General features: G+C 70.0%; 23 protein-coding genes and 1 pseudogene. 12 read left to right on the top strand and 12 right to left on the bottom strand.

Going from position 1 to position 23,690, the window contains the following annotated elements; genetic code table 11:
- The first annotated feature begins 12 nt into the window (after positions 1–12).
- From QSK05_RS07565 to QSK05_RS07550, 4 genes and pseudogenes are all read left to right on the top strand, one after another.
- The gene (locus tag QSK05_RS07565; protein ID WP_285595364.1) at positions 13–1,011 is read left to right on the top strand and encodes an MsnO8 family LLM class oxidoreductase; all 999 of its coding nucleotides are present in this window, start codon (positions 13–15) and stop codon (positions 1,009–1,011) included.
- Positions 1,008–1,427: pseudogene (locus QSK05_RS36265) on the top strand (MBL fold metallo-hydrolase); the annotation flags it as partial. The gene QSK05_RS07565 and the pseudogene QSK05_RS36265, both read left to right, overlap by 4 nt.
- Before the next feature lie 208 nt (positions 1,428–1,635).
- The gene (locus QSK05_RS07555) at positions 1,636–2,415 is read left to right on the top strand and encodes a helix-turn-helix domain-containing protein (protein WP_352300676.1); all 780 of its coding nucleotides are present in this window, start codon (positions 1,636–1,638) and stop codon (positions 2,413–2,415) included.
- 9 nt (positions 2,416–2,424) lie between these two features.
- Positions 2,425–3,267, top strand: coding sequence for an aminoglycoside phosphotransferase/kinase family protein (locus QSK05_RS07550; protein ID WP_285595359.1), 843 nt, complete (start codon positions 2,425–2,427; stop codon positions 3,265–3,267).
- A gap of 240 nt (positions 3,268–3,507) precedes the next feature.
- On the opposite strand, the gene QSK05_RS07545 is transcribed toward QSK05_RS07550, so the two are convergent.
- On the bottom strand, positions 3,508–4,470 hold the full coding sequence (locus QSK05_RS07545; protein WP_285595357.1) for a helix-turn-helix transcriptional regulator: 963 nt from the start codon (positions 4,468–4,470) through the stop codon (positions 3,508–3,510).
- Between the two features lie 186 nt (positions 4,471–4,656).
- On the opposite strand from QSK05_RS07545, the gene QSK05_RS07540 reads away from it, so the two are divergent.
- Positions 4,657–5,349: a hypothetical protein gene (locus QSK05_RS07540; protein ID WP_285595355.1), complete on the top strand. Its 693-nt coding sequence runs from the start codon at positions 4,657–4,659 to the stop codon at positions 5,347–5,349.
- A 1-nt stretch (position 5,350) separates the two neighbouring features.
- Here QSK05_RS07540 and QSK05_RS07535 read toward each other — a convergent pair whose 3' ends face one another.
- Genes QSK05_RS07535 through QSK05_RS07525 form a run of 3 tightly spaced genes read right to left on the bottom strand, consistent with a single transcriptional unit; the run spans position 5,351 to position 9,961 of the window.
- Positions 5,351–6,322, bottom strand: coding sequence for an NAD-dependent epimerase/dehydratase family protein (locus tag QSK05_RS07535; protein WP_285595353.1), 972 nt, complete (start codon positions 6,320–6,322; stop codon positions 5,351–5,353).
- Between the two features lie 10 nt (positions 6,323–6,332).
- Positions 6,333–8,945 (bottom strand): alpha/beta fold hydrolase, encoded by a 2,613-nt coding sequence (locus QSK05_RS07530; protein WP_285596491.1) that lies wholly within the window; start codon positions 8,943–8,945, stop codon positions 6,333–6,335.
- A 2-nt stretch (positions 8,946–8,947) separates the two neighbouring features.
- The gene (locus tag QSK05_RS07525; protein WP_285595351.1) at positions 8,948–9,961 is read right to left on the bottom strand and encodes a 3-oxoacyl-ACP synthase III family protein; all 1,014 of its coding nucleotides are present in this window, start codon (positions 9,959–9,961) and stop codon (positions 8,948–8,950) included.
- An 856-nt stretch (positions 9,962–10,817) separates the two neighbouring features.
- On the opposite strand from QSK05_RS07525, the gene QSK05_RS07520 reads away from it, so the two are divergent.
- The gene (locus QSK05_RS07520; RefSeq protein ID WP_285595349.1) at positions 10,818–11,366 is read left to right on the top strand and encodes a hypothetical protein; all 549 of its coding nucleotides are present in this window, start codon (positions 10,818–10,820) and stop codon (positions 11,364–11,366) included.
- Positions 11,367–11,506: 140 nt separating this feature from the next.
- On the opposite strand, the gene QSK05_RS07515 is transcribed toward QSK05_RS07520, so the two are convergent.
- Positions 11,507–12,331 carry an SDR family oxidoreductase gene (locus tag QSK05_RS07515; protein WP_285595347.1) on the bottom strand — a complete coding sequence of 275 codons (825 nt, stop codon included), beginning with the start codon at positions 12,329–12,331 and terminating at the stop codon, positions 11,507–11,509.
- A gap of 103 nt (positions 12,332–12,434) precedes the next feature.
- Between QSK05_RS07515 and QSK05_RS07510 the strand changes: the two genes are divergently transcribed.
- From QSK05_RS07510 to QSK05_RS07500, 3 genes are all read left to right on the top strand, one after another.
- Positions 12,435–13,268: a helix-turn-helix domain-containing protein gene (locus QSK05_RS07510; protein WP_285595345.1), complete on the top strand. Its 834-nt coding sequence runs from the start codon at positions 12,435–12,437 to the stop codon at positions 13,266–13,268.
- A 329-nt stretch (positions 13,269–13,597) separates the two neighbouring features.
- Positions 13,598–14,422 carry a 2-amino-3,7-dideoxy-D-threo-hept-6-ulosonate synthase gene (locus QSK05_RS07505; protein WP_285595343.1) on the top strand — a complete coding sequence of 275 codons (825 nt, stop codon included), beginning with the start codon at positions 13,598–13,600 and terminating at the stop codon, positions 14,420–14,422.
- Between the two features lie 77 nt (positions 14,423–14,499).
- On the top strand, positions 14,500–15,606 hold the full coding sequence (locus tag QSK05_RS07500) for a 3-dehydroquinate synthase II (protein WP_285595341.1): 1,107 nt from the start codon (positions 14,500–14,502) through the stop codon (positions 15,604–15,606).
- A gap of 71 nt (positions 15,607–15,677) precedes the next feature.
- Here the strand turns inward: QSK05_RS07500 and QSK05_RS07495 are convergent, their stop codons facing one another.
- Entirely contained in the window at positions 15,678–16,358 is a 681-nt protein-coding gene (locus tag QSK05_RS07495; RefSeq protein ID WP_285595340.1) for a neutral zinc metallopeptidase, read from the bottom strand.
- A 132-nt stretch (positions 16,359–16,490) separates the two neighbouring features.
- On the opposite strand from QSK05_RS07495, the gene QSK05_RS07490 reads away from it, so the two are divergent.
- Complete coding sequence (locus QSK05_RS07490; RefSeq protein WP_285595338.1) at positions 16,491–16,655, top strand: hypothetical protein; 165 nt, start codon at positions 16,491–16,493, stop codon at positions 16,653–16,655.
- A gap of 8 nt (positions 16,656–16,663) precedes the next feature.
- On the opposite strand, the gene QSK05_RS07485 is transcribed toward QSK05_RS07490, so the two are convergent.
- From QSK05_RS07485 to QSK05_RS07475, 3 genes are all read right to left on the bottom strand, one after another.
- Entirely contained in the window at positions 16,664–18,163 is a 1,500-nt protein-coding gene (locus QSK05_RS07485) for a sulfatase family protein (protein WP_285595334.1), read from the bottom strand.
- Positions 18,164–18,340: 177 nt separating this feature from the next.
- Positions 18,341–19,123 carry a hypothetical protein gene (locus tag QSK05_RS07480; RefSeq protein ID WP_285595333.1) on the bottom strand — a complete coding sequence of 261 codons (783 nt, stop codon included), beginning with the start codon at positions 19,121–19,123 and terminating at the stop codon, positions 18,341–18,343.
- Positions 19,124–19,366: 243 nt separating this feature from the next.
- Positions 19,367–20,041: an NIPSNAP family protein gene (locus tag QSK05_RS07475; RefSeq protein WP_285595331.1), complete on the bottom strand. Its 675-nt coding sequence runs from the start codon at positions 20,039–20,041 to the stop codon at positions 19,367–19,369.
- A 299-nt stretch (positions 20,042–20,340) separates the two neighbouring features.
- Here QSK05_RS07475 and QSK05_RS07470 point away from each other — a divergent pair, with 299 nt between their 5' ends.
- Positions 20,341–20,976: a hypothetical protein gene (locus QSK05_RS07470; protein ID WP_285595329.1), complete on the top strand. Its 636-nt coding sequence runs from the start codon at positions 20,341–20,343 to the stop codon at positions 20,974–20,976.
- Here the strand turns inward: QSK05_RS07470 and QSK05_RS07465 are convergent.
- Complete coding sequence (locus tag QSK05_RS07465) at positions 20,948–21,148, bottom strand: hypothetical protein (RefSeq protein WP_285595327.1); 201 nt, start codon at positions 21,146–21,148, stop codon at positions 20,948–20,950. The genes QSK05_RS07470 and QSK05_RS07465 overlap by 29 nt on opposite strands.
- Before the next feature lie 3 nt (positions 21,149–21,151).
- Positions 21,152–21,424 carry a hypothetical protein gene (locus QSK05_RS07460; RefSeq protein WP_285595325.1) on the bottom strand — a complete coding sequence of 91 codons (273 nt, stop codon included), beginning with the start codon at positions 21,422–21,424 and terminating at the stop codon, positions 21,152–21,154.
- Positions 21,425–21,694: 270 nt separating this feature from the next.
- Between QSK05_RS07460 and pyrH the strand changes: the two genes are divergently transcribed.
- Positions 21,695–22,420 (top strand): UMP kinase, encoded by a 726-nt coding sequence (pyrH, locus tag QSK05_RS07455; protein WP_285595322.1) that lies wholly within the window; start codon positions 21,695–21,697, stop codon positions 22,418–22,420.
- A gap of 24 nt (positions 22,421–22,444) precedes the next feature.
- On the opposite strand, the gene QSK05_RS07450 is transcribed toward pyrH, so the two are convergent.
- Positions 22,445–23,452 (bottom strand): GGDEF domain-containing protein, encoded by a 1,008-nt coding sequence (locus tag QSK05_RS07450; protein WP_285595321.1) that lies wholly within the window; start codon positions 23,450–23,452, stop codon positions 22,445–22,447.
- Between the last annotated feature and the right edge of the window lie 238 nt (positions 23,453–23,690).

Below are 23,690 nucleotides of genomic sequence, written 5' to 3'. Positions count from 1 at the left end.
ATGGTGTGAGGTATGGGGATAAAGCTCTCAGCGCTGGAAGCGGCCACCGCAGAGAAGGGCCGCACCGCCGCCGACGCACTGCGCGCCGTCGGTGAGCTGGTGCCCCGGCTCGAGGAGCTGGGCTATCGGCGTCTGTGGTTCGCGGAGCACCACGGTTCGGAATGGGCCACGAGCGTGGTGCCGGCCGTGCTGACCGCGCACTTCGCGGCGCTGACCTCGGATATCCGGCTGGGTTCGGGCGGGGTGATGGCCCCGAACCACGCACCGCGGGCCGTGGCCGAGCAGTTCGCCACCCTCGGGGCGCTGCACCCGGACCGGATCGACCTCGGGATCGGCCGGGGGCCGGGCACCCACGACCCGGGCATCGTGCGAGACCTCCGGCGGGGGGCGGGGCCGCCGACCGACGCCGACTACCGGGCCGACGTGGCGGCTCTGCTTCGCCTGCTCACCGGCCGGGAGCGCCTGATCTCCGGGCCCCTGGGACCGGTCGACGTCGAGCCCTGGCTGCTCTCGTCCAGCCCCGCGGGTGCCCGGCTCGCGGCGGAACTCGGTCTGCCGCTGGCCTTCGCCCATCACATCCGCCCCGACCACACCGCGGCGGCGCTGACCGTCTACCGGGAGGAGTTCACCGCCTCGCGCTGGCGCCAGGAGCCGTACGTGATGCTCTGCGTCGAGACCCTGGTGGCCGAGACCGACGAACGGGCCGCCGAACTCGCGGTGCCCGTCGACCACGGCAAGGTCAGTCTCCTCGCCGGCCGGGGCGAGGCCGCGCTGCTGCCACCCGCCGAGGCGGCGACGCGGCAGATCCCGCGCGACGTTCTCCCGCAGATCCTCGGGCACACGGCCACGCAGGTGCGGGGCGGGGTGGAGACGGCGCAGCGGCGGTTCACCGAGATCGCCGGGCAGACCGGGGCCGACGAGCTGATGCTGTTCGTGCCGCTGTACGACCCGGCCGACCGCATCCGGTCCTTCGAGCTGGCCGTCACCGCGACCCAGGCCCTCACCGGATGAGTGCCCGCGAGATCGTGGCCCTCGGCACGTCGTGCCAGATCCCCACCCGAGAACGCAATCACGTGGCGACCTTCGTGCGCCTGGGGGATGTGGCCGTGCTCGTCGACTGTGGTGAGGGCACCCAGCGCCAGATGCTGCGGGCCGGTGTGCGCAGTTCGCAGATCGACGCGATGTTCCTGACCCACGAGCACAGTGACCACACGTTCGGCGTGCCCGGCCTGCTCAACCGTCGCCGGGTCGACGGCTCCACCGAGCCGTTGCCGGTGGCCGCGCCCGCCGCCGCCCTCGAACGACTTGACCTGCTGACCGGTTTCGCGACGAACGGCCCGGAGCCCCTGCACCGGTGGATCCCGGCCCCGGCCACACCCGGGGCCGAGCTGATGCGACTGGGCGTCTGGACCGTGCGGTCGGCGCCGCTGCACCACCGGGTGCCGACGGTGGGGTACCGGTTCACCGAAGACGACACGCGCCGCGTCACACCCTCCTGGGCGGCCGAGAAGGGCTTGCGCGGGCCGGATCTGGGACGCCTCCAGCGGGGCGAGACGGTGCGGGGCGTCACGCTCGAGGAGGTGAGCGTGCACCGGCCGGGCCAGCGCATCGCCGTCATCATGGCTCGGCGAGTACCTGCGCGCACGGCGTGGGCTCGTCACCCCCGAACAGGCCGGCCTGCCGGGTGGGAGCAACCGCCGGGTCAGTGGCCTGCGGCGGGAGGAGGTCGCGCTGCTGGCCGGGATCAGCGCCGACTACTACCTGCGGCTGGAGCGGGGCCGCGACCGCAATCCCTCACCCCAGGTGCTCCAGGCCCTTGCCCGGGTGCTGGGCCTGGACGACGTCGAGGAGCAGTACCTGCTCGGCCTCACCACCTCCCGGCCCCGGCGCCGCCCGGCCCCGGAACGGGTGCCGCAGCGTCTGCACAGCCTGCTCGCGACGATCGGGGTGCCGGCGTTCGTCGAGGGGAGGGCGTTCGACGTGCTCGCCTCGAACGAGCTGGCCCGGGTGTTCTCGCCGCGCCTGAGGCCGGGGCAGAACCGGCTGCGCTCACTCATGCTCGATCCGCAGGAGCAGGCGTTCCAGGCGGACTGGCCCGCAGCCGCGGCCGGATTCGTGGCGGCGTTCCGGGAGTCGATCGGCGACGACGTGGACAACCCCCGCCTGATCGAACTGGTCGGTGAGCTCTCCCTGGCCAGCGAGCGTTTCCGCAGCCTGTGGGCCCGGCACGACGTGCGGGCCCTGGAGGGCGGCCGGTCGTGGGTGAACCACCCGCTCGTCGGTGAGCTACGGCTGCACCGGGAGAAGCTCCCGGTCGACGGTCTGCTGCTGGTGATCTACTACCCCGACGACACCCAGGAGAGTCAGGACAAGTTCTGTCTCCTGGCGTCGTACGCAGCCACCGTCCTGACTTAGGCTTTTCGGGTGCGTCCTTCCCCTCACGTGCTCGACCTGTTCGCGGTGCCGGAAGACCCGCAGCCCCTGCCGGGTGGTCAGGGGTTCACCGTGCGCGCCGGTGACCTGGTGCTCAGTCCCGATCGCGACCCCGGCACCCAGGACTGGCTGAGCCCGCTGCTGGCGCGGTTCGCCGTCCGCCTCGACGTGGATCCGGCCCGCCATCCGCAGGATCTGCGGGTCGCGATGCCGGTGCCCGCGCGGGACGGGTCGTGGGTGGTGGACGGATGGGGCGCCAGCCGTTACGAACCCGGCACCGTCACCTGCCAGAACCTCGACGTGACGATCGCTGCCGGGCACGTGCTGCACGCGCGGTTCGCGTCGCTGGTGAGGGAGCGGCCGGCCGGTCTGGAGGGCCGCACCGACCGCTGGTCGGTGGCTGAGCAGGTGGCGTTCGGGGAGGCTCCGGTGCCGCGGTTGCGGCCGGCGGTCCATGCCTGGGTGACGCGCATCCTGGCGTCGATCGACGGTCCGCCCCCGGGCCCCGATCAGCTGGTGCACCGCGATCTGGCCGGGAACGTCCTGCTGGACGCCGGGGGCGCCCCGGTCGTGATCGACGTGTCACCGGCCTGGCGGCCGGTGCTGTGGGCCGACGCGGTGTGCGTGCTCGACAGCGTGATGTGGCAGGGTGCCCCGGTGGAGGTGCTGGACGACTGGACGTCCGGCCCGGCCCGGAACGCCATGCTGCGGGCCGCGGTGTTCCGGCTGGTCTCCGACGATCCCGACGGCCCGGACGACTCTGACGACTCTGACGGCTCCGACGATCTGGATGTGTACCTGGAAGCGGTCGGCCGGCTCCTGGTCCCGGCCTGATCCGGCCTGATCCAGCTTGATCCGGCCTGATCCGGATACTCGTCCGAACTTTCCGGTCGTCCCCGGCATCTCACTTGTCCGGAGCGGGAACTGGATGAGAGGGAGTGCCGGGATGCCCGGGGAGGAATGGTCGTTCACGACGGTCGTGGGCTGGGGCCTGGTCACGGTGCTGCTCATGGGCGCGGGCCTGGCCCAGGCGGTGGCGCCGCCCGACCAGCCGGTGACGCGTCGCTTCGCCCGTCAGGATTCCCGGCCGCCCGCGGAGGCCGCCCCGAACCGGCGACCCAGCGCGTCCACTGCGGCCAGGAGTTCGGGTGGTCCCTCGACCTCGAAATCGGCGTCGAACCGGGCGATCGAGGCAGCCAGCCCGGCCCACGACCAGGATCCCAGCGTCAGGCGGCAGGTTCCGGGGCCCAGCGGCTCGAGGGTGCCGTCGCCGATGTGGGGCGCCAGGGTGGACGCGTCGATGTTCAGTACGACGCTTCCCTGACAGGGCCATTGCGGGTCGCCTTCGCGGGACCCGCGGAACAACCCGGTGACGAACGTGGCGGGGTCGCCGCCCGGGATCTCCCGGCGGGTGAACCGGGGGCCGCCGGGTGTGCGCAGCGACATCCGGTCGGCCCGGAACGTGCGCCAGTCGTTCTTGTCGGTGTCCCAGGCCAGCAGGTACCAGCGGCCGTGACGGCTGACGAGGTGATGCGGCTGCGCCCGGCGGGGCGGCCGGTCGTGATCGGTGCCGTAGTCGAAACGCACGGTCTCCCGGGCCCGCACCGCTTCGGCCAGAGCCATCAGCACCTGGGGGTCGGCGTCGACGGGGCTGCCGACGGCCGTCACCTCCAGGGCGTCGATGCGGTGCCGCAGCCGCGACGGCATCACCTGCCGCACGGTGGCCAGGGCCCGGCCCGCCGCCTCCGACACCCCGGCCCCGCTGACCGTGGCCAGGCGTAAGGCCACGGCGAGGGCCACGGCCTGCTCGTCGTCGAACAGCAGCGGCGGCAGATCGGCCCCGGCCTCGAGCCGGTAGCCCCCGTCGGGCCCCTTGAACGCGGCGATCGGATACCCCAGCTCCCGCAGCCGGTCCACGTCGCGCCGCACGGTGCGAGGGCTGACCTCCAGACGCTCCGCCAGCACCGGCCCCGGCCAGTCGCGCCGCGCCTGCAACAGCGAGAGCAGAGACAGCAGCCGCTCGGAGGTTCCGCTCATCCCGACATGATGCCCGCAGTAGAGGCCAGAACCTGACCTGACCTGCCCCCCAAAAACCTTGCCGTGATCATGCAAAACCTCCCCAGAGTTCTAGAACTGTCGGGCGAAGAGTTCTAGAACGCCAGGGAGGATTTGCATGATCACGGAGGAAGTACTTCGGCCTTGGGGGTCGCGTATGTTTCAGCGGTGAAGATCGTTGAATCCCCACGCGCTCTGCGTCCGGTCGGTAACTGGGTGCGATGGGCGCTGCTTGTGACGTGGTTCGTCATGGTGTTGCTGATAGTTCTGTCCGGCGAGCGGGAGGGGCGTTTCAGCAACCTCGAAAAAGATCTCGCCTCGGGCCGGGTGACCGAGGTGACGGTCCGGGGGTACAGGTTGCCCGACTCCCCGCAGATCGAGCAGACGGTGCGCTGGCGGGACGGGCTGTTCCTGCGCACCGACACCGTCTTGGCCTACTCCGGCGAGGACAGGCCGGCGTTCCAGGGGCCGGTGCTCCAGTCCCAGGACGTGGTCACCTATCTCCGGCAGACGTACCCCGGCGCCACCGTGAAGTCCGAGGGCGAGCGGCAGGCCACCAGCGACATCTTCGGCTTCGACTCCATGAATCCGGTGCTCGGCATCATGTATGTGGTGGTGCACTTCGGCACCCTGGTACGGATCATCGCGGGCCCGGAGCCCTGGCGGGCCACCCGCTGGGCCTGGTTCTGGGTGTGGTGCTTGCTGGCCCCGGTCGCCCCACCGCTGTTCCTGGCCCTTTCCGGGCCCACTCCGCTCGTCCCGGCCCCGAAAGACCTCAACCGTCGTCTGACCGGCGGCGTGGCGTTATTGGTGGCCGTGGTGATCTCCCTCATCAGCAAGGGCACGATCGTGTCATCCTGACCTACCGGCGCGCGTACCACTGGGCCATGCGCTCGAAGCCCTCCTCCAGGCTCACCGCCGGGGTCCAGCCGAGCACGGCCCGGGTGGTGCTCTGGTCGAACCAGTGCGCGGTGGCGAGCTGTTCGGCCAGGAAGCGGGTCAGGGGCGGGTCGTCGCGGCGCCGGCCCAGGGTCCAGACCCCCTCGACCGCGGCCCCCGCCGCCCAGGCCACCGGGAAGGGGATGCGCCGGGTCGGGGCGGGCACCCCGGCGGCGTCGCAGAGTCGGGCGAAAAGATCGGCCACGGGCCGGGGCTCGCCGTTCGTGACGACCAGGGCCCGGCCGTGGGCCACCTCGATCCGGTCGAGGGCCGCGACGGTGGCGTCGACGGCGTTGTCCACGTAGGTGGTGTCGATGAGCGCCGCCCCGGAACCGATGAGGGGCAGGCGCCCCTGGCGGGCCCGCTGCACGATCCGGCCGACCAGCTGGGTGTCGCCCGGCCCCCAGACCAGGTGAGGGCGCACGGCGACGACGGCCGGCGTGGACGAGTCGGCTGCCAGGGCGAGCAGCTCACCGGCGGCCTTGCTGCGGGCGTAGTTGCCCCGCGCGTGCTCCGGGTCGGCGGGCCCCGCGCCTTCGCCGATCAGGGCCACACCGCCGTGAGAGACCGACGGCGACGACACGTGCACCAGGCGGGAAGTGCCCGCCCGCTGCATCGCGGTGACGAGATGGCGCACCCCGTCGACGTTCACGGCCTGGTACTCGGCCCACGGACCGATCACGTTCACCTTCGCGGCCAGGTGTACCACCGCGTCCATCCCCTCGACGGCCCGCAGAAGTGTGGACGCGTCGGTGATGTCACCGTTGATCTCACGAACCCCGGCCAGCGACGACGGACGGCGCTGGAGCACCGTCACGTCGTCACCACGTTCGGCCAGTTTCCGGGCCACCCCGCCGCCGAGCATCCCGCTGGCGCCGGTGACGAGGATCTTCATGAACGCTGCCTCAGCGTGACCCGGCGAGCAGAGCCGCTGCCCGGCGGCCCACCTCGTCCCGGTCGATCTTGGAGTTGTGGCGGATGTCGGTCTTCAGGGCATCGGTGACGAGCACCGCGACCAGTTCCAGCCCGGCCGCGGACCGCACGGCGGCGGCCAGTTCCAGCGGCGCGACACCGAGTTCGGCGTCGGGCGCCTCGATCACGGCCACCAGCTGGTGCGCTCCGGCCCGGCCGACCCCGACCAGCGCCGCGCGCTGCACGCCGGGCACCGTCTGGATCCGCTGCTCCACGCCGTACGGCGTGACGAAACCACCCGCGGGACGGATCACGTGGATCAGCCGCCCCTCGACCCAGAGCCGGCCGTCGGCATCGAAATGCCCGACGTCACCGGTGCGGTGCCAGCCGTCGGTCGTCGACGTCTCCCGCTGGGTCAGCCAGAGCTGGTCGTAACGCTCCTTGAGATGCGGCGCCCGCACAAGGATCTCGCCGGTGACGTCGGTCTTGCCGGTCGTCTCCGTCCGGATCGCCCGGCCGTCCGTGTCCAGCGGGCTGATCCGGATCTCCACCCCTGGCATCGGCCGGCCGACCAGCACACCGTTGCCCGGACCGGCCGCCACCAACTCGGGCAGGTCGACATCGGTCAGCAGCAGGGCCTCGGTCATGCCGTACGGCGTGTGCAGTTCCGCCTGCGGCAGCAGACCCTGCAACGTGGTGAGCAGTTCGGCCGGCACCGGAGCCCCGGCCGACAGCAGCAGGCGCACCCCGGTCAGGGCCGAGCGGTCGTCGGCACCCAGTGCGGACGAGGTCGCGAGCACGTTGGTCAGTGCGGCGGGGGAGGCGAACACCACCGTCGCGTCGATCGCCCGCGCGGCCTGGGCCAGGGCGCTCGCGGTCAGGGTGCGCGGTGCGGTGACATCCATGGCCGGCACCGCCGAGGGCACTCCCAGGCCCGGTCCGAAGAGCGCGAACGGGGCGAATGCGGCCACGAAACGGTCGTCGTCGTAAGGATTCTCGCTGCCTGTGCGGAGCTTGTAGGCCGACAGCAAGGCATCGCGCACACCCTCGAGCTGGCGGTGTGTGTAGACCACGCCCTTGGCCGGGCCGGTCGAGCCCGAGGTGAAAATGACCATCGCCTCGGCATTCTCGGCCGGGGCGGGCGGAAGGTCGATCAGCGTGACCTTCTTCAGGTCTTCCAGGGCCAGGCCGGCGCCCAGGGCCTTCGCCCGGGCCGAACCGGCGGCGATCCCGACCGAGATCTTCTGCCCCGGCCAGCGCAGTGCCCGGGCGGCCAGCAGCCCCCGGTCGATCCCGATGACGTGCTTCACCGCCGAGCCCCGGATGGCGCGGTGCAGGCCCGGCAGGCCCAGCCCGGCGTCGGCGATCACCGCGACGGCACCGATGCGCAGGCAGGCGTAGAGCGCGACGGTGAGGTCGGCGCCGGGCGGGACGAGCAGCGCGACCCGGTCGCCGGGCTTCACCCCACTGGCGGTCAGGCCGGCGGCGACGCGATGAACATCACCTGACAACTGCATCCAGGTGGTGGTGCGCCAGCTGCCGATCCGGCCGTTCCCGTGCCCGGTCGGCTCGACCAGGGCGGGCGAGAGGTCGTGCGCGCGGGTCTCGAGGGGAGCCCAGAGTGACCGCCGGGGCTGGCCGGGGAGGAACTGCTGGATCACGTCGGGGAGAGCGTCGGTGTTCCGGGGGGACGGCACCGCCGGTGACCCGGGCAGCCCGGGCTCCACGTCGTCCTCAAGCCACTGCCGCACCGCGCGGGCCACCTCGGCGTCTTCGGCGACCATGTGGCCGGCCTTCTCGAAGCGGTGCACCTTCGCCTGCGGGAGGCGTGTGCGCAGGTCACGCAGGTAGAGATCGGTGAACACCGGGTCGCGGGGGCCCCAGAGCATGAGCGCGGGCAGATCGGCCAGGCTCGGCAGCCCGTCGACGATGCCCTGGAGCGCGGGCCAGCTCGGGTGCTCCGGGTTGACCGGGATGTCCTCGACGAACTCGTCGATCCCGCCGCGCCGGGAGGCGCCGCGGTACGGGTCGAGGTAGCCGGCGCGCACCTGCGGGGACAGCCGCGGGTGGGCGATCGCCAGCGTGCCCTGCAGGAAGATCGGGGTGGTGGCGGTCACGAGGCGCCGCAGGCCGGGCAGCCGGGCCGCCGCGATCAGGGCGGGCAGCGCCGAGCCGGGGGGCTGGTGCACGGCCGTGTTGAGCACGGCCACCCCGGCCAGGTCGGCGCGGTGGTTCACGGCCCAGCCCAGGGAGATGCAGCCACCCCAGTCGTGCCCCAGGGTGACGACGGGGCCCTCGAGGCCGAGCTCGTCGGTCAGGGCCGCCAGGTCGTCGAGCCGCTGACCCAGGCGCCGCCGGCCCGTGCGCGACGACCAGCCCATGTTCAGCTGGTCCATCGCGATCACGCGCCACGGGCGGTCACCGGTCGAGAGCTCGGCGATGACGTGCCGCCACAGGTACGACGAGGTGGGGTTGCCGTGCACGCAGAGCAGCGTGCCGACCGGCTCCCGGTCGAGCACCGCCTGGTTGTCCAGCACGTGCCAGGTGCCCTCGGGAGTGGTCACCGAGCGCACCCACCGGGCGTCCACACCCTCCGCGATCTGCATGGTCACCAGATCACCGGCAGGACGCCCGCGGTGAAGCCCGCCGCGCCGCAGACCAGCAGGACTTTGTCGCCCTTGGCGAGTTGTCCCTGCTCGGAGGCCAGGCTCAGCGCGAGCGGGATGCTGGCCGCGGCGTTGTTACCGAACCGGTCGAGGGTGACCGCGACCCGGTCGCGCGGGTAGTCGATCGCCGCGCAGAGGGCCTCGGTGACGCCCTTGGAGACCTGGTGGGGAACGATCATGCGGATCTCGTCGGTCGTCCAGCCCACCTCGGCGATCGTCTTCTCGATCAGCGGCGGGATGTGCTCGATGGCCAGCTTCTGCAGCGACGAGCTGTCGCACTCGAAGTAGGAGCGGGAATTGTCGCGCACCATCAGGTTGCCGCCGTAGAGCACCGTGGAGAGCTCCCACTGCGAGCCGTCGGAGACGAAGCGCCCGGGCAGCAGACCGGTGTTCTCCTCCTCGGTGGCCTCCAGCAGCACCGCGGCACCGGCGTCGCCCAGGGTCAGCGCCGCGAGCTTGGTGCGCAGCTCGGTGGAGCTCAGGATCTCCCAGTTGATCGTGGGGGAGAGCACCTCGCCCGCCACCACGAGCACCCGGCGGGCCCGGCCGGTCGCGATCGACGCGGCGGCGAAGTCCAGACCGTTCAGAAAGCTGTTGCAGGCGTTCTTGATGTCGGCGAACGTGGCGTTCCGCGCGCCCATCTTGTGCTGCACGATGGCCGAGGTGGCCGGCTCGGAGACGTCGTGGGACGCCGAGGAGTAGATGAGCAGGTCGACCGACAGCGGGTCGACGTCGGCGTTGCGCAGGGCCGCCAGCCCGGCCTGGGAGGCCAGGTCGGAAGACGTCGTGCCCGGCACCGCGTGACGCCGCTCTCCCACGCCGGTGAGACGCTGAACCAGTCCGCCGGGCATGGTGAAGCCCCGACTGCGGGCAGTAACGGCGTCTTCGATCTCGGCGGACGTGACCACGCCGTCCGGAATCGCATGTCCGGTACTGACCACCGCAGAATTGATCAAGACTCTCTCACCTTGGCGACTGTGGGTAGTGATGGTCCGGACCTGACGTCTCTGTCTCCGGGCCGAGGCCGTCTGCCATCTTGACACGGAATTCCATTTCCGCTGCCTGCGGGGCCACCGATGCGGGTGCCGACTACTGACATGTAAGGACGACGAGTGGCCCGGCACGGCCGTTCCGTGGACCGGTCGCCTCTTCGGGCACGGTCGGGGAATACCGAACGTCACTGTTCATCAACGGCCGATGTGCGTGGGTGCCGAGACGCCCGGCGCTCACCCGACGCCGCTCGCCGTCACCGGTCCGCCCTGCCGGTGCGGTGAGTCCGGCGGGTCCGGCGGGGTCTGACGGGGTCCGGCGGCCCGGTCTGTTCGACGGTGACCGGTTCCACAGACCGGGCGGCCTTCTCGCCGCCCTCGTGATGCACCCGGATCCGCCGCCGGCTGGATCCGCCTCCCGGTGTTATCGAAATCCCTTGGGAATGGCAGAAACTGGCGATCAACTCCAGAATCGGTGAAGTGGGTTGCGAGCAAGCGGTTTACAGACGCGTAGGGATCGCTGACGCTGCGTACCCGACGGAATTGCCCGTTTCGGAGCGGTATTCGGATACGTGTCGGTCCATGTACGCAAATGACATGTTGCGTTCCCGGGTCTGAGCTGTGAGGATGACCAGTACGTCGGTTTCCGTGGGCCAGTGGTACGGGTTCGCTTTGCCCGGATTTACTCCGATGTCCTCAACGTTTTCAGCAACCCGGTCGCTGGCCCTCGAGCAAAGCGTGGGGCCTGCACCGATCCCCGGTGCCGGCTCTCGCGAGCCGGGCCCGGGCCTTCCCCAGTCGGTTTCCCGTAAGGCAGATCCAGATGACGAGCAGCTCACCGTCGACGGCACCCACCACCACGCTCCGCCTCGTACGCCAGGGCCGGCACGCGGCCGCTCCGGAGCCGGAGATCGAACCGAGCTCGGAGATGGCCCTGGCGATGCTCATGTCGCAGGCCTTCGACCAGCCCGGCCCGCTCGACCGCCCGATGGTCGTGAAGCAGCGCATCGCCCGCGACGCCGGCAACCTGCGTCGCCTGCGCCGTGTGCTGACCGATGTGAACGATCCCGCGCGCCGTGCCGAAACCCAGGCGGCCGTGGCCACACTCAGCGAGCACATCGCTGCGGAGAACGACGCTCTGGATCGGATGATCGAGCAGGGCCGCACCCGCCGCTGGGGTCCGAACGACTTCGAGCCCGGCGATCGTGTGCGTTATCTCTCGGTCTGGTACCAGGTCATCGCCGTGGGTCCCATCGGCCTCACCGTCCGCTTCCAGCGTCCGCGCGACGGCAGCAGCTGGGACGTGCCGGCCGAGTACGCGAAGGTCACCGGCCGTCGCCGCAACGGGGTGGAAGACATCGACGCGGCGTGATCGAGGGTCGCACTCCCTGATCGAGGCCGGCGCCGCGCCGGCCGACCCGGGTGCGCGCGATCCTCCGGCCGGCCCGCCCGAAGAGGTGGGGCCGGGCCGGGAGGCTCGCCGACGTCCGGCACGAGAAGGTGCCTACCGCATCAGATATCGGTAGAGCTCGCGAGATCCTTCTGCGTGAGCAGGTCATCCAGCCGGGCCTGGAGCGAGGTCGTCATCGCGGTCCAGGCGTCACTGCCCAGGGGTAGGCGCCGGGGTGCGGGCGTGACGTCGACGCTGTCGATGATCGCCGAGACCACGCGGGCCGTGTCGCTGGTCGTGGGCACGTGGCCGCTCTCGAACAGGTCGTGCAGGCCCCCGACCGGGGTCGGGCCGTAGGCGGCCAGGCGCGGGGTGATCTGTGCCCCGGAGACGAAACCGGTTCCGGTGCCGCCCGGCTCGACCAGGGTGACGCCGATGCCGAACCCCGCGACCTCGGCCGCCAGCGCCTCGGCGAAACCCTCTACGGCCCATTTCGTCGCGTGGTAGAGCGAGCCGCCCGGATAGGCGGTCTGGCCGGCGACCGAGCTCAGCTGAACGATCCGGCCCCCGCCGTCGGCCCGCAGATGCGGCAGGGCGGCGCGGATCAGCTGGATCGAGCCGAGCAGGTTGGTGTCGATCACGTGCCGCACCTGCTCGTCGGTGGCCTCCTCGGCAGCACCGAAAAGCCCGTAGCCGGCGTTGCTGACGACCACGTCGAAACGGCCGAACCGCTCGTGCGCGGCGTCGACCACCGCGCGGATGCGCGCCGTGTCGGTCAGGTCCAGACGAGTGACGTGAAAGGTGTCCGGGTGGGCCGCGGTCAGATCGGCGACCGCGTCCAGGCGGCGTACGGTGCCCGCGACGCGATCCCCGCGGGCCAGGAGTCGTTCGGCCAGCCCCCGGCCGAAGCCGCTGCTGACGCCGGTGATGATCCAGGTGCGTGTCATGCCGTGCAGCCTGCGAGGGCGGGCCGGGGGTTGCCAGTCTCCCGCTGATAGGGGTGCCATCAGGGATACCCTCCCGAGAACTCCCGAGGCCTACCGTGAAGGTATGGCCACCAACCTGATCGGCGAGTTCCTGCGGGCGCGCAGGGAGCAGATCAGCCCGCACGACGCCGGTATCGCCGTGAACGGTCACCGCCGGGTGCCGGGCCTGAGGCGCGACGAACTGGCGATGCTCGCCGGTATCAGCACCGAGTACTACACGCGGCTGGAACAGGGCCGTGACCGGCGCCCGTCGGCCCAGGTGCTCGATGCCGTGGCCCGCGCACTGCACCTCGACCCCGAGGCCACCGCACACCTGCACGGCCTCGCCGACCCGGCCGTCCCTCGCCGACGACTGAACCGGCGGCCGAACCGCCCCACTGAACGCGTGCGTCCGGGCATCGTCCGCCTGATCGAGTCGTGGCCCCAGCCCGCCTACATCGAGGGCCGCTACCTCGACGTGCTGGCCGCCAACCGGCTGGCGACCCTGGTCGCGCCGGTCTTCGTGCCCGGCGTGAACATGCTGCGCGCGGTCCTGCTCGACCCCCGCCTGCGCGATGTGCGGGAAGACGACGTGGCCCGGATGATCGCGATGCTGCGGGGGGCGGTGGGGGCCGACGTCGACGATCCGCGCCTGATCGAGCTGGTCGGTGAGCTGTCGGTGAAGAGCGAGGTATTCCGCCGGATCTGGGCCCGGCACGAGGTGCGTCCCCACCCGGGCAGCGGCCTCTACCGCATCGAGCACCCCCAGGTCGGACCGATCGAGCTGGAGTACGAGAAGTTCGCGGTGACCGGGGCCGAGGACCAGACCATGGTGGTCTACCACGTCGAACCCGGTTCTCGTTCGGCCGAAGCGCTGTCCCTGCTGGGAATGCTCGACGCTCCCCAGTCCCGTTCGTGATCACGCAGGGGTGGGCGGGTGCCAGGTCGCGTCAACCCCGCGGGATCGCGCGTTCAGCCTGGGGGCAGTGCCGACAACGATGACGCCCCCGGTGCACCTGGTGCAGTCCGGTTCTCAGTGAAAACCGTTGCTGCACTGGTTCACCGCGAGGTCGACGAAATCCGCCGATACGCCCTACGGGCGTGGTGCAGGCGGTTTATGGTGGCCGGGCCGCTGCGGTTCAGCGCACCGCGGGGCGGGGGACCGACACGAGCCGAGGCCCTGAGCCCGGCCTGCGCCCTGATCGTGCCGATCTCCGCGACAGCTCCTTCCGACTGAGGGGATCGTCCATGTCCACCACTGGGTTCGCGAGAGGGCTGCGGTTACGCAGACTCTCCCGTTCCGGCGACGACCGATTCGTCGTCGTGCCGCTCGACCATCCGATCAGCGACGGCCCGATCATGCCCGGCTCCGCCCTCGACGACCTGGTCGCCGCGGTGGCCGAGGGCGGGGCCGATGCCGTCGTGCTGCACAAAGGAGCGCTACGTCGTGTCGAACCGCACCGGTTCGCCGACCTGAGCCTCATCGTGCACCTCAGTGCGAGCACCGCCCAGGCCCCCGATCCAGATGCCAAATACCTGGTCGCGACCGTGGAGGAGGCGCTGCGGGCCGGTGCCGATGCGGTGAGCGTGCATGTGAATCTCGGCTCGCTGGACGAGCGTCGGCAGGTGGCCGACCTGGCGGCGGTGGCCGAGGCCTGTGACCGCTGGAACCTCCCGTTGCTGGCCATGGTGTACCCGCGTGGCCCCCGCGTCAGTGACCCGAGGTCGCCCGAGCTCATCGCCCACGCGGCCCTGCTCGCCGCCGAGCTCGGGGCCGATCTGGTGAAGACGCCGTACTGCGGTGACGTGGCCGCCATGCGTGACGTGGTGGAGACCTGTCCGATCCCGCTGCTCACGGCGGGCGGTGTACGCATTGCCGACACGTCCGACCTGATCTCCCACGTGGAGGCGGTGATGAGTACCGGTGCGGCCGGGGTCGCCATGGGCCGCAGCATCTTTCAGTCCGGTGAACCGGCGGCGGTCACCCGCTCGGTGGTCCGGGTCGTGCACCGTGCACCCGGGGTCTCGAACGCGCGCAAGCCCGTGCGCCCGGTCGAGATCGTCGCTCACTGACACCTGCAGCTGAACTTCCTGCAGCTGAACCTTCTGCAGCTGAACCCGTAGCGCCTCCCCACCCAAGGAGAACGTAGATGAAGCTCTGCTGGCTGGACGTCACCACAAGCAACGGGTCGCGGGCCGCGATCGTCGAAGAGGCCCTGCACCACGGTATCGACGGCATTCTCACCGATGATCTGAGCACGCTGGAGAGCGTTCCGCCGAGCGTCACCCGGGTGCTGTTCCTGCGTGAGGGCAGCGAACTGCCCGACGAACTGCCCGGTGTCGACGTGATGATCGCCGATCCGGCCCGGCACGGCGACCCGGCGGTACTGGCCCTGAAGTACCCCGACGTGGAGGTGGGGCCGTTCGTCGAGATCGTCGACGCGCCCTCGCTGGAGAAGGCCTGCCGCGCCGCCGCCACGCAGAAGTGGAGCCTGCTGAGGTTCCGCGACCCCACCAAGATCCCGCTGGAGATCGTGCTCGCCGCGGCCGACCGGGCCCAGGGCAGCATCATCACCGAGGTCGCCGACGTGGAGGAGGCGGGCATCGTCTTCGGCGTGCTGGAGCGCGGTTCCGACGGTGTGCTGCTCACGCCGCAGGTGGTGGGCGACGCCGCGCGACTGGCCGAGGCGGCGCAGACGGTCACGCCCGAGCTGGAACTGGTGGAGCTGGTGGTCACGGAGGTGGCGCACGTCGGCATGGGCGAGCGCGCCTGCGTGGACACCTGCACGCACTTCCGGCAGGACGAGGGCATTCTCGTCGGGTCGCACTCCACCGGCATGATTCTCTGTGTCAGCGAGACCCATCCGCTGCCGTACATGCCGACCCGCCCGTTCCGGGTCAACGCCGGGGCGATCCACTCGTACACGCTGTCGGTCAACGAGCGCACCAACTACCTCAGCGAACTGCGTTCGGGCAGTCAGGTTCTCGCTGTCGACACCAAGGGTCAGACCCGTGCGGTCACGGTCGGCCGGGTGAAGATCGAGACCCGGCCCCTACTCTCGGTCACGGCGCAGGCCCACGACGGCACCCGGGTCAACCTGATTCTTCAAGACGACTGGCACGTGCGGGTTCTCGGCCCGGGTGACGCCGTGCTGAACAGCACCGAACTGACGCCCGGCGATCGGGTCTGGGGCTACCTGCCCACCGCCTCCCGGCACGTCGGCTACCCGATCGACGAGTTCTGCCTGGAGCAGTAACCCACCTCTGCCGTGATCATGCAAGGTGTCCCCGGGGACACTTTGCATGATCACGAAAGGGTTTGAGGGCTTCAGAAACAGTTGCCCACCGAGGACGACCCGTCGGCGGTGCCGGCGCTGCCGGTGGTGAACGCTTCGGTGCGCTGGCGTCCCGTGCCGTGCGCACCCTCGGCGAACCAGGGGATGCCGGGCTGATCGCCGACCGACTGCAGCGAGTTCAGCAGCTCGTCCAGGTCTCCGTCTTCCAGTGTGAGGTCGTTGCCCCGCACCGAGTCGCCGAGGTAGGCCCCGGCCAGGCAATCGGCCTGGAGCTCGTGCTCGATGGTCAGGCGGTGCGAGATGCCCAGCGAATCCTGCACCGCGTGGGCGTACTCGTGGCCGATCACGTAGAAGACGAATGCGTCGCCGATCGATTCGTACTGCTGCTTGATGAAGTTCGCGTCGTAGGCGATGAAGTTCTCGCTCGGGCAGAAGAAGGCGTTGTTCTGCACGAAGGGCTCACCGCCGCAGGTGCCGTCGTCCGGCCCGGCGTAGGGGAGCACCGCCTCGACCGGCTGGAACTGCTCACCCTGCGAGGCGAGGAACGTCGTCCAGTAGTTCTCGATCGAGACCACCGCGCCGTTCAGATCCTGTTCCAGCTCGCTCGTGGCCGGGGATTCCTCCGGCCCGGAGCCCGGATCGCCCGCGCCGCACCCGGCCAGCGCGAGCACGGCGACGACCGGGGCCAGCCGTCGTATCCACAGCAACCTCATATCATCCGAGAATAGGTCAGAGATGATCTTTTGGCTCGTCGGAAGGGCGAGGCGGCTGCAACGCGGGAGGCCTCCACCACGTCACACTGGAGCGACCGCATACGGTCATGATCTACAGACAGGCGGCATCCGGTGAGTTTGATCGCGCTCTTCCTGCTCCTGGCCCTGGGCATCCTCGCCCTGGTCGTCATGGGGCTCTTCTTCTTCGTCTTCTGGCTCATCTACACGCAGGCGATGAAAGCCCGGCGTGAGCACCGCCAGTCCCCGTCGCCGGACCAGAGGCTGACCGAGCAGTAGTCAGGCCATCAGGGGGTGGGGGTCAGGGCTGTGGCGCAGGAGGTCTGGCCGCTGCACCTCTTGGCCCGGATGACCTTGCGGTGCAGTTCGGCGCGGCTCTTCTTCGACACGTCCCGATAGACGTTGTGCATCTGGAGCGGGTCGTCGGTCAGGTCGTAGTACTCCCGGTCGCCGTTGTCGTACTCGACGTAGAGCCATTTCCGGCTGCGCAGGGCCGTGTAGTTCGGCGGGATCGGGCTGCGGAAGATGCCGTTGTCCGGGTCCATCGTGTCGAGCTCCATGCCGGTGTGCTCGATCAGCGAGTAGAGCCGGTCGGTGGCCCCGCCCTCCCACAGCGGCACCAGGCTCTGGCCGTCGACCGTGGTCGGCACCGTCGCGCCCGCGATCTCGCCGAAGGTCGAGCGCAGGTCGACGGTGGACGCCGGGGCGCTGACGGTGCTGCCGGCCGGAACGTCCGGGCCGACCACGATCATCGGCACGTTCACGTCGGTGTCGAAGGCCGTCATCTTGCCGCTGATCAGCGAGTGCTCACCCATGTGATAGCCGTTGTCGGCGCTGAACACGATGTAGGTGTTGTCGGCGACGCCGCTCTTCTCGAGCTGGGCCCGCACCGTGCGGATCATGTCGTTGATCGACTGCACCGCTTGCACCCGCTGACGGAACTGCTGGTCCATCTTCGCCTTCCGCGACGGGGTCAGCTCCTGCGAGGCCAGCCACCGCGGCGCGTCCGTGTTCTTCTCGTCGTACGAGCCCGCCGTGCGCGGCGCCTTCAGGCCCGGGTAGGTATCGGCGTGACGGGGCGCGGGGATGTACGGCTTGTGCGGCGTGAAGGTGGAGAGCTCCAGCAGGAACGGCTCGCCCTCGTCCGCCGACCGCTGGATGAAGTCCTGCCCGAGGCCCGTCAGCACGTCGGTCAGGTAGTCCGTGTCGTTCCTGCCGTAGTGCCGGACCTGGCCGTTGATGTTCAGGTTGTAGTTGAACCCGGCGTAACCGCTCGCCGCGAGCGCCCACTCGTCCCAGCCGGCCGGGTTGTCCGTCGTCGGCTTCTTCGGGCTGCCGGGCTGGTACTCGTTCATGTACTTGCCCATCATCGCCGTGCGGTACCCGGCGTCCTGAAGGTCGGTCGCGAACGTGTCCTGATCCAGGCCGAGGCTTTTGAACACCTGATAGCCACCGCCCGTATTCGCGGTGTTTGTCTTGATGCCGGTGTTGTGGGGGTAGCGACCGGTGAAAATGTTGGCGCGCGAGGGGCAGCACAGCGAGTTCGCCACGATGTACTGGTCGAACGTCACGCCTTCGGTCTGCATCTTCCCGACCTCGGACATGTACGGCACCAGGTTCATCGACAGGTCGTCGGTCAGCACGAACACGATGTTCGGCTTGCTGGCCTGCGCCGATGTGGCGGGTGCGGAACTCGCGGCCGGTGATGCCGGGGCTGACCCGTTACACGCTGCCAGTGTCGTCATCAGGACGGCAGAGATCAGCGCGGCAGCGCGGGTCTTCAGCATGCCGCGATCATAAGGCGTGTGAGAGATTACTTTTGACCGATTCCGGAGGATCGCCGCTACGCTTTCACCCTCCGGTAACTTTCAGCGATCCGCTGTCGCACAACGTCATTTTAGCCAGAAGGACCGGTCCTCGGCGACGGCCGACTCGCCCGATGCTGCCGTCCGGCCAGACGTGTATCACGGCCGGGGTGGCGACTGGAGTACGGCGGCGTGCCCGACGGTGATGTCGACCGCGGAGGTTCCCGGCAGCATCAGGTGCGCGGCGTTGACGTAGCCGCTGCCGGCCTCGGGGTCGAAGAGATAGGGGTGACCCGACTCCGGGACCTGGGTGGGGCGTCCCTCATCATCGGTGGTGACCTGCTCGTTGAACACGATGAGGGCCGCGATCCCCTGGGCCGGGTCGATGGGCACGTGCACCTCGTAGTTCGGGGGGATCACGTGCGGCAGCTCGGCGAACGGCACGCCTTCGATGCTCACGAATCCGCGTGTCACCGTCAGGCCGAACCGGACGGGCCGGCCCGGGCGCCCCACCGCGATCACCTCCAGGCCCTCCAGGTGCACGCCGATCGGTGAAAGCTGAATGCCGCCGTGATGGTTGGGCAGGTAGGGCCAGCCGATCTCCAGGTCATCGGCCGTGATCCCGGCGTAGGCGGCCCCGATCGCCTCGACGTCGGGCGCACCGGCGACCGTCGCGGGGAGGAGGCCGGTGACCGACCGGCTCGCCGGCGCCCGCGTGCGGCCGATGAGGAAGCCGCCGACATCCAGGCCTATCCGTGCCCGCGATCCGGTGATGGTGCCCGGCATCGACGCGGTGACGGGGAAGTGCGTCACGGCGCTCTCGCCGCCCGGCAGGCCCGGTCCCTGGGCCCCGGCCAGCCAGGCCGAGGCCTGGAGAGGGCAGCCGGAGAGCACGGTGCCCCACTGCTCCTTGCGTTCGATGAGGTGGGTAGTACTCGCCATCCGTTCAGATTGAGTGACAATCCGTGACGGGCGCAAGCGGAGGGGTGTCGTTCACCCACCTGGGCCTGTCGCGCAGCGAGAAGCCGGCCGGGGCCGGATCGCGACGGGGAGAGCTGGTCCGGCCCCGGCCGGGTCTGGGTGGGCAGTTCAGGTGGCTACCAGAAAACGGTATGTCCTACTGATGGTTACATCCATGGGTTCTGGTCGAAAGCTGAAAGTTGTTTCTGGGGCGAGTGATCGCGGTCAGGACAGCGGCGAACCCGGGTTCGGGAGCATGATCGACGATGTCGCCGTGGCGATCAGGTCGGGCGCGCCCTTCGGGGGCCACAGTCCGGCGGCCTGGTACCGCTCGCGCAGCGCGGCCCGCTGCTGCATGCTCTCGAAGCCCCAGATGTGCGTGATGCGGGAGGGGCCGTCGGTGGCGAACATGTTCGTCACCAGGTGGTCGGTGTAGTCCTTCGCGGGCTCGACCGCCTTCTCCCAGGCCTCGAGGGTCGGCGTCAGGCCACCCGGTTTGAGGACGTAGGTGCGCACCTCGTACAGACCCCCCAGTTGGCGGGGGCGCGCCTGGGGGAGGAAGGGGAACCCCTCGTAGGTCTCCATGCTCAGCGCCCGCAGAGCGGGGCCGCCGTTGAAGGGATCACGACTGGTCAGGGCCCGGCGTCGTTCTGCGGACAGCTGGTGACGGGTCTCGAAGTCCCGCAGGACCACGATGCGCCCCAGCGCCCCGACCTCGGTGCGCCAGCTACCCAGCAGGGTGCCCCCGGAACTGTGGCGGAGCCAGTCGTGGGCGCCCTCGGTCAGCGCTCTCAGGCTCGCCAGGGATCCGTCCAGGGTCGTCAGCTCGTAGACCATGATCGCCAAGTTACCGTCACGGGGCCCGGCCTCGATCTTGCGGGTCTGAGGAGCGGCCGACACCACGTGGCCGACGCCTCGGACAGCGCGGCACCGTGCTCTCTACCCAGAAGAAACTTGCTTCTCCACCGTCCCTTTCGTCATCGGAGCGACGCTGTTGTCCAGCGGCACGCAAGCTGCACCCATCGGTGACGACAGCGGGGCCGGGCCGTGCCGCACCGTGTGCTGGTGAGCAGTGGGAACTCCGGGCCACCGCCACGCCGGTCGTGTCCTTCCGGGCCTTCCGGTCAGTAGCCGGCAGCGGGGTGTGCTGCACTACGTCGCAGGGGATCGCCGACGAAACATCACGGGGGACTGAAGACATGGGCCGTAGCAACAGGCCTGTCGATCCGGGCGGCACCGCGGACGAGGAGTTCTGGTACCCGCCGCGCCGCCCGGCGACCCGCTGGCCGGCTGTTCCCGTGCGCTGGCAGTATGCGGCCGTCACGCTGACCGCGTTCGGGCTCAGCGCGACGACGCTCCTGATCGCCGCCCATACCGGCGAGCGCCGCCCGGCGGGGCGTCTGCCGGCCGTGCCGGTGGAGCGGGTCCATCCGGTCGAGGGCTCGACGCAGCGGGGCACGCTGCCGGGTGCCAGGCGCGGGCCGCAGACCGTGGGTGGGCACGTGGCGACGGCGATGCAGAACACGTCCGTGGCCGTGACCCTCGACGCCGTAGGCGACGGCGGCGTCTGCCTGAGTCTGCTGAAGGATGTCGAGGACGGTTCCGTGGAGGTCGGCCGGCCGGCCTGTTTCCCGGAGCTCGATCAGAGGGGCCAGACGGGCCAGACGGGCCAGACGGGCCAGACGGGGCAGACGGGGCAGACCCGGGTGATCGCGTCGGGACTGGCGGCCGGAAGTCGTTTCCGGCTGGCCTGGTACCGGCCGGGCGAAGAGGGCAAGAACTGCTTCTGGTCGGGCCGGCTGCGGTTCAGCGGCGGGATGACCGACGGCGCCTGATCACGGCGAGGGCGAGCAGGGCGATCACGGCCAGTCCCGCGGGCGGCGCGAGCTTCTGGGCGTAGTCGCCGGTGAACGAATGGTCGAGCAGGTCGGCGGCCACCCCGCTGCCCACCGAGGGGGCGAGCCGCTGGTCGAGCACGACGGGGACCGTGTCCCCCTCCGCCGTCACCTTCTAGCTGCTGCCCTCCAGGTCGATGAAGGCGTCCACCCCGCTCTCGGTCTCGACGATGGCCCTGAGCGCGGCGCCGTCGGCCTCCTGCCGTCCGAGCTGGGCCACCGTGACGTTCTCCCGCACCCCGTGCACGGCCAGCCAGTGATACTCCGCCGACTTGTCCCGCACCGGCCCGACGGCGAGGTAGGCCCACAGGGCGGCCGCGATGATCGCCACCACGACGACTCCGAGGACCGGGTCGTTCCGGCGACGGGTGGGGGTGGTCAGGCTCATGGCACCAGGCTTTCTCGTCAGATCGGTGTCACACCATGCCTGACCTGGGAATTCCTCCAAACATCCGTTCACCCGATCGTCGTACACACGTCACTCCCCGGCGTAGACGCGCAGCCCCACGTACTCCCGGCCGGCGTCCCCCCAAAAAAACCTTCGGTGATCATGCAAACTGTCCCCGTCAGCATTCTGTGGTCCGACGGAATAGTGCATGTTGCCCTGTAGTAGGGTCCCTCTGGTCGCCACCTCGGTGGCCGGGGAGGACGTCATCTCATGGCCCGGTATCAGCGAGTTCTCGTCAAGCTCAGCGGGGAGGCGCTCGCCGGCTCCGGCGGGACCGGGGTGGATCCCACCAGCCTGGCGCACCTTGCGGACGAAGTGCTCTCCATCCATGAACTCGGTGTACAGATCGCTGTTGTCGTGGGTGGCGGCAACTTCTTCCGGGGGCGTATGGCCGATGGCTGGGGTATCGGCCGGGCCGAGGCCGACAACATCGGCATGCTCGGAACCATGATGAACGCGCTGATGCTGCGCGGTGCCCTGACCGCCCGGACGCAGGCCGATGTCCGCGTGATGACAGCGGTTCCGATCCACAGTGTCGCCGAACCGTTCATCCGGCTACGGGCCCAGCGGCACCTCGAGAACGGATCCATCGTCGTGCTCGGCGGCGGTATCGGCCAGCCCTACGTGACCACGGACTACCCCGCGGTGCAGCGTTCCCTCGAACTGGAGGTGGATGCGCTGCTGGTGGCCAAGCACGGGATCGACGGAATCTACGACAGCGACCCGAAACTCCATCCCGACGCCACGCGGTACAGCCGTCTCACGTACGAAGACGTACTCCAGGCCGGACTCGGGGTAATGGATACCAGCGCCATGGTCCTGGCGAGCGAACAGAACCTGGTCATGCATGTGTTCGATGTCGCGGCCCAGGGCGTCATGCGTGACATCTGTGCCGGCGCCGACCTGGGAACCCTGGTCAGCGGCGCTCCGGACTGAGACAGTCGGTATCCATAGCGGGATCTAGAGGCGAGATCTGGCAGCCGAAGGTTCGTGTTGCAGGGCGGGTCGCCATGATTCGACCTGTCCCTTACCGCGTGCCTTGGCCGCGTTGAGGGCGACGCCGGCCCGCACGAGTACGGTCTGCACGTCGGCGTCGGGCGCGATCGCGACCACGCCGATCCCGGCGCTGACCGACTGCGTGCCCGCCCCGTCGACCAGCAGGGTCGAGAAGGCAGAAACGATCTGCCGGGCGAACTTCTCGGCCGAGGTCAGGTCGATGCCGGGCAGCAGCACCGCGAACTCGTCGGCCCCCATGCGGGCGATGATGTCGTTGTCCGGCACCACCCGGCGCAGCATCTCGGCCACGCTGACCAGCAGGTCGTCGCCCCCGGCGTGGCCGTACGCCTCGTTCACCGCGACGAAGTCGTCAATGTCGATGAGGAGCAACGAGAGGTGCCCGGGGCTTGGCACTTCCAGGATCGTGGCGAGAACCTCGGTGAACACCCAGCGGGTGGCCAGCCGGGTCAGGGCGTCGGTGCGCACGCTCTCGCGCAGTTCCTCGTGCAGTCGGCTGTTGCGGTACGCGAGCATCACGTGGTTCAGGATGCTGCGGGCCGTCACCAGCACTTCGGGGTCGAGCCGACCCGGGGCGCCCAGCGCCAGTGTGACCTCGGGGGCCACGGACTCGTACGTGATCATCGTCCAGTCACAGGGTTCGCCGGCGGCCGCGTTCAGCACGTCGTGAACGGCGGGAACGTCGGCCCCCGCGTCGGGAGGTGTGGTGACCGCGGGCGGGTTCTGCGGGAACTCTCCCAGCCACGGGCCCAGACCGAAGCCGTCGGCGGTCTTCGCCAGGCGCACCGCCCGCAGGCCCGGGGTCATCTCGACCAGGTCGCGTGTGGTCTCCCAGCCGGCGAGCCGGATCCGCGAGGCGTCGGTGGCGGCGGTACGCAGCAACTCGGACCCGATCCGCTCGACCAGGCGGGCCCGGCGCAGGCACGCGTGCTCACCGGTGTCCTCACGGTCCATACCTGATGCCCCCCACAGAGCTGACAGAAGAAAATTTGGGACGCCGGTGAAAGACGGTCGGTCCCGGCGGACATGAGTGGGCGAACGTTGATCATCATCAGGGTTACCGCCCAGGAGGAAGCCAGGCGCCACGCCGGTGTCCGGTGCTCGCTGATCGCCACGGCCGACGACACATCGCTGAAGAACAGTGACGAAGAGGCCTTCGGGACCTGAAAGGATCCCGGCCCGGCCGGACATG

The sequence above is a fragment of the Kineosporia sp. NBRC 101731 genome, from assembly GCF_030269305.1.
Lineage (GTDB): Bacteria > Actinomycetota > Actinomycetes > Actinomycetales > Kineosporiaceae > Kineosporia.
The sequence above is the reverse complement of the archived record's forward strand: the minus strand, read 5'-3'. Positions and strand labels throughout refer to the sequence as shown.

Coding starts and splice junctions, on each gene's coding strand:
- QSK05_RS07565 (WP_285595364.1), top strand. CDS start 13: ATGGGGATAAAGCTCTCAGCGCTGGAAGCGGCCACCGCAGAGAAGGGC.
- QSK05_RS07545 (WP_285595357.1), bottom strand. CDS start 4,470: ATGAGCGGAACCTCCGAGCGGCTGCTGTCTCTGCTCTCGCTGTTGCAG.
- QSK05_RS07535 (WP_285595353.1), bottom strand. CDS start 6,322: ATGAAGATCCTCGTCACCGGCGCCAGCGGGATGCTCGGCGGCGGGGTG.
- QSK05_RS07530 (WP_285596491.1), bottom strand. CDS start 8,945: ATGCAGATCGCGGAGGGTGTGGACGCCCGGTGGGTGCGCTCGGTGACC.
- QSK05_RS07520 (WP_285595349.1), top strand. CDS start 10,818: ATGACGAGCAGCTCACCGTCGACGGCACCCACCACCACGCTCCGCCTC.
- QSK05_RS07515 (WP_285595347.1), bottom strand. CDS start 12,331: ATGACACGCACCTGGATCATCACCGGCGTCAGCAGCGGCTTCGGCCGG.
- QSK05_RS07510 (WP_285595345.1), top strand. CDS start 12,435: ATGGCCACCAACCTGATCGGCGAGTTCCTGCGGGCGCGCAGGGAGCAG.
- QSK05_RS07505 (WP_285595343.1), top strand. CDS start 13,598: ATGTCCACCACTGGGTTCGCGAGAGGGCTGCGGTTACGCAGACTCTCC.
- QSK05_RS07500 (WP_285595341.1), top strand. CDS start 14,500: ATGAAGCTCTGCTGGCTGGACGTCACCACAAGCAACGGGTCGCGGGCC.
- QSK05_RS07495 (WP_285595340.1), bottom strand. CDS start 16,358: ATGAGGTTGCTGTGGATACGACGGCTGGCCCCGGTCGTCGCCGTGCTC.
- QSK05_RS07485 (WP_285595334.1), bottom strand. CDS start 18,163: ATGCTGAAGACCCGCGCTGCCGCGCTGATCTCTGCCGTCCTGATGACG.
- QSK05_RS07480 (WP_285595333.1), bottom strand. CDS start 19,123: ATGGCGAGTACTACCCACCTCATCGAACGCAAGGAGCAGTGGGGCACC.
- QSK05_RS07470 (WP_285595329.1), top strand. CDS start 20,341: ATGGGCCGTAGCAACAGGCCTGTCGATCCGGGCGGCACCGCGGACGAG.
- QSK05_RS07460 (WP_285595325.1), bottom strand. CDS start 21,424: ATGAGCCTGACCACCCCCACCCGTCGCCGGAACGACCCGGTCCTCGGA.
- pyrH (WP_285595322.1), top strand. CDS start 21,695: ATGGCCCGGTATCAGCGAGTTCTCGTCAAGCTCAGCGGGGAGGCGCTC.
- QSK05_RS07450 (WP_285595321.1), bottom strand. CDS start 23,452: ATGGACCGTGAGGACACCGGTGAGCACGCGTGCCTGCGCCGGGCCCGC.